The sequence below is a fragment of the Spirosoma arboris genome, from assembly GCF_009754945.1.
GTDB classification, from domain to species: Bacteria; Bacteroidota; Bacteroidia; order Cytophagales; family Spirosomataceae; genus Spirosoma; species Spirosoma arboris.
Genome location: NZ_WPIN01000005.1, coordinates 730,658 through 742,921 on the forward strand (window position 1 = coordinate 730,658; position 12,264 = coordinate 742,921).

General features: G+C 46.9%; 12 protein-coding genes. 5 read left to right on the forward strand and 7 right to left on the reverse strand.

The window, feature by feature from the left end:
- Positions 1–147: 147 nt before the first annotated feature.
- The 3 genes from GO755_RS16995 to GO755_RS17005 are packed head-to-tail and all read left to right on the forward strand — an operon-like array spanning position 148 to position 4,356.
- Positions 148–1,608 carry an ankyrin repeat domain-containing protein gene (locus GO755_RS16995; protein WP_157586356.1) on the forward strand — a complete coding sequence of 487 codons (1,461 nt, stop codon included), beginning with the start codon at positions 148–150 and terminating at the stop codon, positions 1,606–1,608.
- A gap of 4 nt (positions 1,609–1,612) precedes the next feature.
- Entirely contained in the window at positions 1,613–2,116 is a 504-nt protein-coding gene (locus tag GO755_RS17000) for a DUF2271 domain-containing protein (RefSeq protein ID WP_157586357.1), read from the forward strand.
- A gap of 44 nt (positions 2,117–2,160) precedes the next feature.
- Complete coding sequence (locus tag GO755_RS17005) at positions 2,161–4,356, forward strand: PepSY domain-containing protein (RefSeq protein ID WP_157586358.1); 2,196 nt, start codon at positions 2,161–2,163, stop codon at positions 4,354–4,356.
- Positions 4,357–4,368: 12 nt separating this feature from the next.
- On the opposite strand, the gene GO755_RS17010 is transcribed toward GO755_RS17005, so the two are convergent.
- Positions 4,369–4,833, reverse strand: coding sequence for a hypothetical protein (locus tag GO755_RS17010; protein WP_157586359.1), 465 nt, complete (start codon positions 4,831–4,833; stop codon positions 4,369–4,371).
- A 106-nt stretch (positions 4,834–4,939) separates the two neighbouring features.
- Between GO755_RS17010 and GO755_RS17015 the strand changes: the two genes are divergently transcribed.
- Complete coding sequence (locus tag GO755_RS17015; RefSeq protein WP_157586360.1) at positions 4,940–5,557, forward strand: TetR/AcrR family transcriptional regulator; 618 nt, start codon at positions 4,940–4,942, stop codon at positions 5,555–5,557.
- On the opposite strand, the gene GO755_RS17020 is transcribed toward GO755_RS17015, so the two are convergent.
- Both GO755_RS17020 and GO755_RS17025 read right to left on the reverse strand, forming a co-directional pair.
- A complete protein-coding gene (locus tag GO755_RS17020) occupies positions 5,548–6,279 on the reverse strand; it encodes a class I SAM-dependent methyltransferase (RefSeq protein ID WP_157586361.1) in 732 nt (243 codons plus the stop codon). The two genes, GO755_RS17015 and GO755_RS17020, sit on opposite strands and share 10 nt — an antisense overlap.
- Positions 6,280–6,311: 32 nt before the next feature.
- A complete protein-coding gene (locus GO755_RS17025) occupies positions 6,312–7,298 on the reverse strand; it encodes an FAD:protein FMN transferase (protein ID WP_157586362.1) in 987 nt (328 codons plus the stop codon).
- Positions 7,299–7,407: 109 nt separating this feature from the next.
- On the opposite strand from GO755_RS17025, the gene ygiD reads away from it, so the two are divergent.
- Complete coding sequence (ygiD, locus tag GO755_RS17030; RefSeq protein ID WP_157586363.1) at positions 7,408–8,241, forward strand: 4,5-DOPA-extradiol-dioxygenase; 834 nt, start codon at positions 7,408–7,410, stop codon at positions 8,239–8,241.
- A gap of 131 nt (positions 8,242–8,372) precedes the next feature.
- On the opposite strand, the gene GO755_RS17035 is transcribed toward ygiD, so the two are convergent.
- From GO755_RS17035 to ccoG, 4 genes are all read right to left on the reverse strand, one after another.
- Entirely contained in the window at positions 8,373–9,299 is a 927-nt protein-coding gene (locus tag GO755_RS17035; RefSeq protein ID WP_317165892.1) for a bestrophin family protein, read from the reverse strand.
- A 195-nt stretch (positions 9,300–9,494) separates the two neighbouring features.
- Entirely contained in the window at positions 9,495–10,193 is a 699-nt protein-coding gene (locus GO755_RS17040; RefSeq protein WP_157586364.1) for a sulfite exporter TauE/SafE family protein, read from the reverse strand.
- A 3-nt stretch (positions 10,194–10,196) separates the two neighbouring features.
- A complete protein-coding gene (locus GO755_RS17045; protein ID WP_157586365.1) occupies positions 10,197–10,637 on the reverse strand; it encodes a FixH family protein in 441 nt (146 codons plus the stop codon).
- A gap of 77 nt (positions 10,638–10,714) precedes the next feature.
- Positions 10,715–12,166: a cytochrome c oxidase accessory protein CcoG gene (gene ccoG / locus GO755_RS17050; protein ID WP_157586366.1), complete on the reverse strand. Its 1,452-nt coding sequence runs from the start codon at positions 12,164–12,166 to the stop codon at positions 10,715–10,717.
- Positions 12,167–12,264 lie beyond the last annotated feature (98 nt).

A 12,264-nucleotide genomic window follows, 5' to 3' on the forward strand; every position in this document is an offset into this window, starting at 1 on the left:
TTTTGGGTGTCCATCTTATGCCATCAATCAAATTTAATGGTGGTACCAACACCCTTATTTAGACTGAATCTTATTAACTTGCAGCTCCTTCAGGTTTATCGGAGAAATTAAACGCATCCTATTAGCATTTCAACCGAGTACATCCATATGAGAAAACTAGTTATAGCCATTCTGATAGGCATTTCGTTCTCCGTTCAAGCCCAGAAAAATGTGCTGCTGGAGCAGTCCTTCTGGCAAAGCAAGCCAGATGCGAGTCAGGTTAAAGCAGAAGTCGAGAAAGGAAACAGCCCTTCTCAGTTCAATCAGAATAGCTTTGATCCCGTCGTTCTGGCAATCAATGCCCAGGCTCCTAACGAAACAATCAAGTATCTGTTGGCGCAACCCGGCAACGATGTGAACAAGATCACCCACGATAGCCGTATCTACCTGCATTGGGCAGCCTACAAGGGTAATGTGGAGATTATGGAATACTTGCTCGCAAAAGGCTCTAAAGTTAACGTTGAGGACAGTCATGGCATGACCGTATTGAATTTTGCCGCTGGAAATGGACAGCCTGATACCAAGGTATATGACTTGTGCATTCAGAACGGCGCCGATCTCAAAAAGGACCTGAACCATGACGGAGCCAATGCCTTATTGCTGGCCATAGCCAATGATAACGATCTCAAACTAACCGATTATTTTGTCTCGAAAGGTCTGGATTTGAAAAGCACAGATGCTGCTGGCAATAACGCGTTTAGTTATGCCGCCAGAGGTGGTAATATCACCGTCCTGAAAGCGCTACAGCAACGAGGAGTTCCTGTAAACCCTACGGCCATGATTATGGCTAGTCAGGGCGGGCGCCGGGGTGCTGCTCCTATTGAAGTGTTCCAGTATCTGGAAAGCCTCAATATCAAACCGACCGTAACTAACAAGAGCGGAGAAAACGTTTTGCATGCCATCGTTCGCAGGCCCAAGCAGAATGAACTGATCCAGTATTTTCTGGATAAAGGCGTCGATGTCAATCAGGCCGACGAAGAAGGCAATACGGTGTTTATGAGTGCAGCCGCATCTAACCGGGATATCGCCGTGCTGGAAATGCTTCAGCCCAAAGTAAAGAACATCAATCAGGTTAATCAGAAAGGCGTAACAGCACTAGCGATGGCGGTACAAAGTAATTCGCCCGAAGTAGTGAGTTACCTGTTAAGCAAAGGAGCAGACGTTACAGTAACGGACAAAAAAGGGGATAATCTGGCCGCTTACCTCGTACTATCGCGACCAGACGATTTTGATGCGAAACTGAAAGTGCTTCAGGACAAAGGACTTGACATCAAGGCTCCGCAGAAAAACGGCAATACGCTGTATCATTTGGCAGTTGCCAGGAATGACGTTTCGCTGGTGAAACGGCTGGAACCTCTACAGATAGACGTGAACAGCAAAAATAAGGAGGGGATTACTGCCCTGCACAAAGCGGCTATGATCTCGAAAGACGATGCCATGCTGAAATACCTGCTGTCGATCGGTGCCAAGAAAGACATTCCTACCAACTTCAAAGAAACCGCTTTCGATCTGGCCAGTGAGAATGAGTCGCTGGCTAAAAACAACATATCTGTTAACTTTCTGAAATAAGTATATGTCCTGTTTGCATAAAATTGGCTTGCTGGTGCTGGCCTTAACGTTTGCCAAACCATCGGCTTCACTGGCTCAACAAGCTGGCACGACGAAGTACAAGTGCATGATCCAGATGACCAATTATATGGGCGAAGGCGCTTACATTGTGGTATCGATCATTAACGGCAAAGGCGATTACGATAAAACCCTGTATGTACTTGGCTCCAACAAAAAATGGTATCCCGATATAAAAGAGTGGTATAAGGCGTTTGCCAAGAAACGGACCGACATCAGTGCCATAACGGGAGCGTCAGTAGCCGGGGGCGACCGTAGCGTTACTGTCCTGGAGATCGAAAGCGCGAAACTTGATAAGGATTACAAGCTGCGGTTTGAAAGCGGTGTAGAGGATAAACCGTATTACGTTAAAGACCTGGAAATTCCGCTGACTACAGAAGCACTTTCCGCCAAAAGTGAGGGTACGGGCTACATCCGCTACGTGCGCTTTAGCCCTAATACCAGCAACTGAGTTGCCCCAACCACGTTGCTCCAATTAACAGCGGCCCGATTATTATGACCATTTCTGTCTGGAGATACAGCCATTTAGCCCTGGCTGTATCTTCTTTTCTTTTATTGACATCAGCCTCGATCACAGGCATTATTCTGGCATTTGAGCCCATATCGCAGAAGCTTCAGCCGTATCGTGTCGAAAATTTCAGCCAACTTACTCTGGCTCAGACGTTGCCAGTTTTAAAAAAAAGCTACTCCGAAATCAGCGAACTGAGTGTCGATGCCAACCAGTTTGTGCAGATCAAAGGAAGTGATGCCGATGGCAAAAACCTGACCGTTTATGTTGATCCGCAGACGGGTAAACCGCTGGGCATTCCTACCAAGCAAAGTGAATTTTTTGAATGGGTCACCGCACTTCACCGTTCGCTGTTTTTGCACGAGGCCGGCCGTTTTTTTATCGGGCTAACTGCGTTTCTGCTGCTGCTGATTACAGTTTCCGGCACCATGCTGATTATCCAGCGTCAACGGGGTGCCAAACGATTCTTTACCCGAATTGTGCGGGACAACTTTGCCCAATATTACCACGTTGTGCTGGGTCGTTTGTCGTTGATTCCAATCTTCATCATTGCCCTTTCGGGAACATACCTTTCTTTAGCCCGATTTAATTTAGTCGGAACAGAGAAAATTTCCGCCAAAATTGATTTCGATGCGATCAAGTCGCAACCTCAGCGAAAGCTGGCCGACTTTACCGTATTTAAGAACACGCGACTTGCAGAGGTACAAAGTATCGAGTTTCCGTTTTCGGAAGATCCAGAAGAGTACTACACACTGAAACTCAAGGATCGCGAAATCACGGTCAATCAAATTACCGGCGATATCCTCAGCGAGAATCAGTATCCGACTGCCGTATTATTGACTAGCTTAAGCCTGGATTTACATACGGGTCGGGCAACTAGTATCTGGGCCATCATCCTGGCTATCGCTTCCGGTAATATCCTCTTTTTCATTTATTCCGGTTTTGCTATAACCTGGAAACGACTGGCGAACCGTGTAAAAAACAAGTACTCTGCCGACGAGAGTCGATTCATTATTCTGGTCGGATCAGAGAACGGCAATACCTTTCGGTTTGCCCAACTCATTCATCAGCAGTTGCTCAAGCAGGGAGAGAAATCTTTCCTGACCGAGTGTAACAACTACATGGTTTTTCCTAAGGCAGAACACCTGATAGTGCTGACCGCCACCTACGGGCTTGGTGAAGCGCCAACCAATGCAAAAAAAATTGCGACCCTGATTGAAAAATACCCACAAAATCAGCCTGTTCGCTATTCTGTACTCGGTTTTGGTTCACACGCCTATCCTGATTTCTGCAAGTTTGCCTTCGAGCTGAATCAACTGCTTTCACGGCAGAAATGGGCCACCCCAGTAGTGGACATTCACACAGTTAACGACAGATCGCCAAACGAATTTGGTTTATGGGCCGAAGCCTGGTCGCAACAGGCAAACGTACCCATTACAGTTTCATCTGAATTGCTGCAAGCTTCATCTCCTCGCTTTGACACGTTAACCGTGACCAATAACACCCGCACCGCAGAGCCAGATGGTACCTTTTTAGTTCGGTTGCAACCTAAACGCAGACGCCAGGTTACGTCAGGTGATTTGCTGGCTATCTATCCCGTCAACGACCACCGCGAACGATTATATTCGATTGGGGTAGTGAATAACGAACTTCAGTTAAGCGTCAGGCTACATCCAAATGGATTAGGTTCTGTTTTTTTACACGAGTTAACATCTGGCGAAACGATTCAGGCCCGGATCGTCAACAACGATCATTTCCACTTTCCGAAAAAAGCACCAGTCGTCGTTATGATCGCTAACGGCACCGGTATCGCTCCGTTTCTGGGCATGATTAGCCAGAATAAGCAGCAGATACCCTGTCATTTGTACTGTGGTTTCCGGCAAAGCGCTTCGTTTGCTGTCTATCAAGATTTTCTGGAGAAAAGCCGGTCGGCTCAAAAGCTCACGAATCTTCACATTGCTTATTCGCGGGAGGGAGAAAAGCAGTATGTCAGTAATTTGCTTGCCCAAGACGCAGACTTTATCGCCAGTACATTGCTGATGAAAGGCGTATTGATGATTTGCGGATCTCTGGCTATGCAAAAGGACGTCATTGAATTGCTCGAAACCATCTGCCAGACAAAACTGGGCAAGAGTGTAAGCGTTTACCAGTCTCATAGCCAGATACTAATGGACTGCTATTAGGTTTGGTGCTGGTCAAACATGTCCAAATGGGGGTTCATCCCAACGCTGCCCTCTGTCAACTACCGGACGCACTTTCTTGATTCGACAGGTTACCGTTGCGAGCAATTCGGCGGCTTTTTCTTCACCATGTCGCTCTCTTATCCTAGTTCTGATATGATCTATTTTTTCGCCGGATGACAGAATTTCGGTCACTTCCGCATAAATTCTTGCTCCTGTATAATCCCTTGCTCTTACTCCGGGGATATAGGCCATAAAGACAACGGCTTTATTTTCTTTCATATTTTGGAGTGTTACTGATACGGGATCACTAATTTCAAATTCAATAGTTCCATTCTCTGCAAGTCTGGGAGTGCCCATTAGAGCTATGCTGGGTTCTCCTTTATTATTTGCAGTGCAGAGCAATTTGTCGTGATGATGGTTGAAAAAATTACTCAGCGATTCTATGGAAAACTCATTCGTTTTAGTGTTCTCTTCCATTATTATATAATTTAAGGTTCATTTTGTATCTTATTGCAAAGATAGAGGATTATCAATGTTAGATACAAATTGTACCTTATTTTGCCTGCTTAATTAAAAACTGACTATGGACGAACAAAAAAATATGAGAAGACGTGGGGACGAGCTACTGGAAAGCTTATTCGATGCGACCATTAAATTGATGAATGAGGTGAGACACACAAACCTCACGTTTCAACAGATTGCTGATGCAGCCAACACCAGTCGCACAGTTTTGTACCGCAGATGGCCCACTATGCTTGATTTACTACAGGATATTTATGCGCACAAAGCCAAAAAACTATTTGAGGGTGATTTTTTTGATAAACTGGAAGACACCGGTAGTTTACGAGGGGATTTTATTCAATTACTCACTGTCTATCAACGTATGTATCTAGAGATAGGCGCAGAGATATTGAACAACTATTATTATTTACGAATGCAGGATAAAGAAAACACGAAAGAGCCAACGATTCATACCCACGCCGTTGATAGACATATAAAAGCCATGAAAGATCTATTGAAACAGGCTCAGTCAAGAGGAGAAAAAGTGAGGGAAGTGAGCATCATTACCTTAATGCTTCCTTTTGATTTGATACGAATGGAAAACCTGATCCGAATGGGAAATATCGACCAGAGCCGTATTCAAATCATGGTAGATGACGTACTTCTTCCTGTTTTCAAAGACGATAACTATCACCTGTAAGCTACCCAGCCTCGGAAGCAGAAGCCCGCGTAGAATAAGTTAACTATAGAAAAACCCGCATCATACAACATAGTTTCATCCTCTTCAGGGGATAAAAGGGGAAGCCGCTCACTGATTGCAACACTCGCTTTTTGAGCCTTCTCCGGGTCGATACCACCAGTGGTGGCAAAGCCAGCGTAACGCGACAACCAGAGCGACCGCTCGGGCTCGCTTTGCGGAAAGCTCAGGTGGGCCACCACAAATGGAGCGCCTGGCTTTAAACGGCGATGAACTTCGATCAAAGCACGACGGCGTTCTTCAGGGGTAAGAAAGTGCAACGTCAGTAGGCAGCTTGCGGCATCAAAAGGTCCCTCAGGAGCTGTCTCAATATAGCCCTGGTGGAGTTGTACCTGTCGGATGAGAGGTCCCAGTGTAGCTCTAGCCAGTTCAAGCATTTCTGCTGCCGGATCAACCCCGTCGAATTGCCACCCTGGATTTGCTTCTGCAAAAACTTTTAGCTCCAACCCACCGCCTGCTCCCAGGACAAGCACACGGGCATTAGCTGGTGCCCGTTCGGCTAATAGTAACGCAGTCATACGTTGCAGGTCAGCAAATCCTGGTACTATCCGTGGTGGGTTTTGGGCGTAACTCGCTACCACTGCCGGATCGGCAAAGGGGTTAGAATGCGTAGAAGCTCTGTTTTGAGCGTTTTGGTCGTCTTTTTGAAAAGCTTCTTCTTTCATAAATTATACCTGATTGACCAAATCATACAGTTCTACAAACTATACTTCTTTATATCCAGATTTCGAGAGGAGAAAATCTGCCCATCGTCGGTAATCATGATATAGCTGTATTGCGGATAGTTCTTTATCAGTTTCAGTCCGGCCTCTTTACCCAATACCATCAGCGATGTGCTGAAACCATTGGCCGTTTCAGCACTAGGTCCGAAGACCGTTACGCTGCTCACACCGGTGGCTGGGTAGCCCGTGCTGGGATTAATAATGTGTGCGTATCGCTTACCATTAAACACTACGAACTTCTCGTAACTTCCGGAGGTCACGACGGCACTCTGCCGTAGCGGTACAATGGCAAATACAGTGTCTTTATGTAGCGGATTGGTAATGCCTACAGACCAGTCACGCCCATTGGGTTGTTTACCCCAGGTACTCATATCACCAGAGCCGTTGACAATACCAGCTTTGATACCCCGAGCCAGCATCATGTCGCGGCAGCGGTCGGCGGCATACCCTTCACCTAGAGCGCCGAAACCAATCTTCATCCCTTTGCGGCTCAGAAAAATGGTAGAGTGCTCCCGGTCCAGAACGATATACCTATACCCTACTTTCTCCACCGATTTCTTCACCGCCTGCGGGCTAGGCATTTCTGTCATAGAGCCGTCGAATTTCCAGATACGATCCATCGCAGCAAAACTAATATCAAAAGCCCCATTCGTGATTTTGGAGAAATGGAGAGCCCGCTCCGTCAGGGCAAATACTTCAGTATCTACTTTGACCGGAGCAATACCCGCATTTTTGTTGACTTGCGAAATTTGCGTATCTGGTCTCCAGTCCGAAATCAGATTCTCGATCCGCGTCACCTCGGCAATCACCGTGTCAATAGCATGTTCGGCCATTAGGGAATCGTCAGCGACCAGCGTAATATCAAACCGGCTACCCATGAGTTTGACAGTCCGTTTCCGTAACACCTGAGCGGTGGTATTAAAGCTTATTAACAATAGAGCTAATACGAATGCTTGTTTCATGCTGCAAAAATCGGAAACCTTGACCATTCAGCACCTCCGTAAAAAATGAATTCAGTCATGACTTTTGGTGTTCAATAGATTACTATAACCGGTAACCGGTGCAATTACAATGAATAGCTTATCAGCATTTAAACAATTTACCGACGATCTGGACGAGAAAGGGCCGCTTATGCCGGTTCTGTTTGTTGGTCACGGATCACCCATGAACGGTATTGAAGATAATGAATTCAGTCGTCGCTGGACGAGTATGGCGAAGGAGATTCCAACGCCAACGGCTGTTCTCGTTGTTTCGGCACACTGGTTTTCCAGAGGGACTAAAATCACGGCAATGGATTTCCCAGAGACGATTCACGACTTCGGCGGCTTCCCTAAAGCGTTGTTTGACGTACAATATCCGGCTCCAGGCAATCCCGTTCTGGCCAAAGAAACGGCATCACTACTTCATTCAGCGCATGTCGAACTGGCACACGATTGGGGTCTGGATCACGGCACCTGGACGGTAGTCAGGCATATGTATCCAGAGGCAAAAATCCCCGTTTTGCAATTGAGTATCGACTATACCAAAGGCCCACAATACCACTATGATCTGGCTCGCGAACTCTATGCATTACGTCGAAAAGGCGTATTGATTATGGGTAGTGGAAACATGGTGCACAATCTTCGGATGGTGGCCTGGGATAAAATGGACGTACCCAACTACGGCTTCGACTGGGCAAAATCGCTCAACGATAAATTCAAACAGCTCATCAGCGACGGCGATACCAAGCCACTCATTAATTACAACATGCTGGGTCGGGAAGCCGCATTAGCGATTCCCACACCTGAGCATTATCTGCCCTTATTGTATACTCTAGGACTGCAAGGTTCCAAAGACTCTGTCTCGTTCTTTAACGATCGCGCTGTGGCAGGGTCGTTGACGATGACGTCGGTGAAGATTGGGTAGGTGTTTACCTTACCCCCGACCCCTCTCCTGAAATCAGGAGAGGGGAGTAGTCATCCGCATAAACAGGCGAATCTTTCGCTAGTCACCCCTCTCCTGTTTTAGGAGAGGGGCCGGGGGTGAGGTGAACGCCATCAATTCACTTTGATATAATCAACCTCCGCCTTAGCCAAAACAGTCGCCGAAGGTTTTACGCCCAGAATTTCGTGTACGTTTCGGCGGATGGTTTGGGCAATCTGATTCAATGGCAAATCGTTGCAATCTAGTCCGAATGGTTCTTCAATTTCGTCGCCAATCATCTCGATGCCGATTAAGGCGTAGGCCGCTAAGGTGGTGGCTATAATACCAAAATAGCCATAGTTAGAAACAAGAACTAACGGAATCAGCAATATATACATCGTAATAAACAGCTTGATAAAGAAGCTGTAGGAGAACGGAATGGGCGTCTTTTTGATCCGTTCACAGGACCCCGTTATGTCGAGCAGCGATTGATGATAAAGCCGAATGGTAATTAAATCCGCGTCGTTGATAAGGCCGTCCTGACGTAATAGTTGAAAACGACGCGTCAACAAAGCGGCTAATCGGCTAGGGATATGCGCATAGTCGGACAAGGTTTTCAGTTGATCATCACCCGTTTCTTCGAGTTCGGTAAAATCAACGCCCGTGCGCAGATGGCCTTTAAGTGCCAGTGCAAAATTGGAAAGTGTTCGGGCAAAGAAAACCCGATTCGTCTGCGCGTCATCGGGTAGCAGACCGTCCATCAGAACGGCCAGATTGCGGCTGTAATTGACTAATAAGCCCCACTGTCGGCGACCTTCCCAAAATCGATCGTAAGCGGTATTGGTACGAAATACCAGCAATAAACTGAGCGTAATACCTAACAGTGAAAAGAGCGTTCCGTCAAAAGGTACGTGTATATCAGCGACATGCTGATCGATCAATGTTAGCACAACACCATAGGCGCTCACATACCCCACGCGCTGCAAAAGCATTCGAATACTGTAGCTGGTGTGAAAATGCTTAAGTGCACCAAACCAATTTTTTGCTTCGTAAATAATCACCGGTCGTAGAAGAATAGTGTGTTATTATTTCCCTCGTAAGGAATCAATATACACATTCATCTTCATCAGGCAAGTCTTATTCGAGTCATCGGGGAGATTAATCAGGAAATAGCGGAGGATTTTGCGAAAAGCGGTGCCACGGTTACTTAATGACGCTTAGTTAAACGGTGGCACCGCTTTTCGCAAAACCCTCCGCTATTTCCCGGTCAATAATCCGTGGCAGATTGGGATAACATCCGCCGGGCCAATTGGAAGTTGATACTCCGCCACTCCCCGACCTATAAGGAGTAAAGCGACACCTACGGTAACCATCGACAGAACGCGATTCAGCCGTTGACGACCAACAATCGTTACCCAACTCGCTACCAGATTGACGCCCAAAAGTGCAGGCAATGTACCCGCGCCAAACAACAGCATATACGAAGCTCCCGCCAGTGGCGTTTGTGTTGCCAGCGTTCCAGCTAAAGCCAGATAAGTAAATCCGCAGGGTAGAAGGCCATTCAACATACCCAATCCGGCAAAGCTCCAGCGTTGGGGTTTGTGTATGTATTGGCCGAATAGTTTTGAAATTCGGGCATTCAGCCAAGGCCAGTGCAATCGAGCGGGGAGCCCTTTTCGCCAGATAAAACTGATTAATAAACTAACCCCAAACCCAATAGACAGCGGACGTTGCCAGCCCATCAGATTCAGTCCTAAACTTAGCGTACCTGCCAATGCGCCCAGCACACTGTAGGTAACAATACGCCCAGCATGATATAAGCCCACTGCCTGCCATCGCTGTCCACATGGCAAACGTCCCACTGGCAACGCGGCTACCAGCGGCCCACACATACCTACGCAGTGCAGACTACTGATCAAACCCGTCAGGAAAGCGGTAGCAAGCCAGGGCGACATCGTTTATAGAAAAATCTGTTCTTCTTTATAATACTCCCGTTGCCCATCCGACCAAGTGAACTGTACACGCCAGTTGCCTTTTGCCAGCGATTTTGTCGGAATAACTTGTCGGGTTGGGTGCTTCGCGGGGACATTTACCCGAAAATCCTGCCGACTGTCGCCGGGACGGTAAAACGTAATCTCGCCTTTCTGAAGGCGATTGGGCAGCACAAACACAACCTGCTGCTGATCTGCCAGATATGTCATGATTTTCGAGAAGTTAAAGCCCGCTTGGATTGACTGGGCGTTACTCACCCGATCAATGTGTTGCTGATATTCGATTTCGTTCTGGTAATAGTTTTCACTAACCAGATCGATGCGCTCGCGAGTCATGCGGTACACCATCGTACCAATGAAGCTCCCAAAGAGCACAAACACGAGAATGATTGATTTACCCCAGTTCATAAGATTAAAGAGTGAAAGGGCGAAAGAGTGAATAATTTGGTGAGCAGGTCCGCTCTCTCACTCATTCACCCTTTCGCTCATTGTACCGGCCCCAAAAATGTTGTTTTCACTTGATCAAGTACGACGCCTTCTGAGACGACCTGAACTGTTAGTTTCGTGCTGCTCTCGCGAATGGATTTCTCGGGTAGCAGAATAAAAAACATGCCTTTGGTCAGTTCATCGGCAGGTGCTTTCGTGATGGGTTGAACCATCCGCAACGTAGCTCCCGGATAATCGACGCGGAATGTAACGGGCTTTACCTGATGCGTTTTGTTTACCAATTCGATCAGGTACAGATTGGAAACCAACCCGCCTTTCTCACGCTGATACAGCTGGCCAGGTGCCCGTAATAGTGTTGTGTCAAGATCGCTTCGGCTCCACAGCAGGAATCCCAAAACACCCATCAGTAGTACCAGAACAACACTATACCCAATCATACGGCCCGTCAGTCGCCACGGCTTACGAGTCTGAATACCTTCCAACGAATCGTGACGAATCAGACCACGAGGTCGCCCTATCTTATCCATAATGTCATCACAGGCATCGATGCATTGAGTACAACTTACACACTCCATCTGGTTGCCGTTCCGAATGTCGATCCCCGTTGGACAAACCTGCACACAAAGCTTACAATCAATGCAGTCGCCTTTTTTATTTAATGAAGAGTGAGGAATAAAGACTGAAGAATAGTCGTTTACAACCAACTCTTTATTCTTCACTTTTAACTCTTCATTTTTCACTAATTTTCCCCGCGGCTCTCCACGAACATCATCGTAGGTGACAATGACTGATTGTTTATCCAGCAATACACTTTGCAGGCGCCCGTACGGGCAGATGGTTGTGCAAACGATTTCACGCACATAGGCGAATACCGTATAGAAAACGCCGGTGAACAACAGTATTGTCGTCAGTCCGACGAGGTGGTTAGCCGGATTGTCGGTGATGACTGTCAATAGGGCATCTTTACCGATAATGTAGGCCAGAAAGGTATTGGCAATCAAGAACGAAATCAAAAAGAATATGCTGTATTTGAGCGATTTCTTCCAGATTTTCTCGGTTGTCCAGGGCGATGCGTCAAGTCTCCGACGGGCATTATAATCTCCTTCAATCCAGATTTCGATTTTCCGAAAAACCATTTCCAGAAAAACCGTTTGTGGGCAAATCCAGCCGCAGAATACGCGTCCGTATATAACCGTAAACAGAGCAACAAAGACGATAAACACCAGCAACCCAATGGCAACCAGATAAAAATCCTGCGGCCAGAACGTAACGCCAAAGAAGTTAAACTTCCGCTCCAGTATATTAAACAGAAAGAGTGGTTGTCCCTTGTAGCTCAGAAATGGCCCGGCAAACAGCATGGCCAGAAAGATCCAGGCAACGCCCGTCCGCCAGCGATAATAGCGACCTTTCACGACACGTGGGTATAACCACTGGCGTTTGTTAGCAGTCGTTGTTACAGATGGGGATGGAGCGTTAAGATGAGGTGTCATTGGTGTTGTTATTTGTTTTTTGTCATGCTGACGAAGGAAACATCTTGAAATTCCCTTACTGACTCATTAGGATATGTTAAGATGCTTCCTTCGTCAGC

Excerpts from the sequence above, each read along its gene's own strand:
- GO755_RS17040 (WP_157586364.1), bottom strand. The coding sequence starts at position 10,193 with ATGTCGCCCTGGCTTGCTACCGCTTTCCTGACGGGTTTGATCAGTAGT.
- GO755_RS17000 (WP_157586357.1), top strand. The coding sequence starts at position 1,613 with ATGTCCTGTTTGCATAAAATTGGCTTGCTGGTGCTGGCCTTAACGTTT.
- GO755_RS17020 (WP_157586361.1), bottom strand. The coding sequence starts at position 6,279 with ATGAAAGAAGAAGCTTTTCAAAAAGACGACCAAAACGCTCAAAACAGA.
- GO755_RS17015 (WP_157586360.1), top strand. The coding sequence starts at position 4,940 with ATGGACGAACAAAAAAATATGAGAAGACGTGGGGACGAGCTACTGGAA.
- GO755_RS17005 (WP_157586358.1), top strand. The coding sequence starts at position 2,161 with ATGACCATTTCTGTCTGGAGATACAGCCATTTAGCCCTGGCTGTATCT.
- GO755_RS17025 (WP_157586362.1), bottom strand. The coding sequence starts at position 7,298 with ATGAAACAAGCATTCGTATTAGCTCTATTGTTAATAAGCTTTAATACC.
- GO755_RS16995 (WP_157586356.1), top strand. The coding sequence starts at position 148 with ATGAGAAAACTAGTTATAGCCATTCTGATAGGCATTTCGTTCTCCGTT.
- GO755_RS17010 (WP_157586359.1), bottom strand. The coding sequence starts at position 4,833 with ATGGAAGAGAACACTAAAACGAATGAGTTTTCCATAGAATCGCTGAGT.
- ygiD (WP_157586363.1), top strand. The coding sequence starts at position 7,408 with ATGAATAGCTTATCAGCATTTAAACAATTTACCGACGATCTGGACGAG.
- ccoG (WP_157586366.1), bottom strand. The coding sequence starts at position 12,166 with ATGACACCTCATCTTAACGCTCCATCCCCATCTGTAACAACGACTGCT.
- GO755_RS17045 (WP_157586365.1), bottom strand. The coding sequence starts at position 10,637 with ATGAACTGGGGTAAATCAATCATTCTCGTGTTTGTGCTCTTTGGGAGC.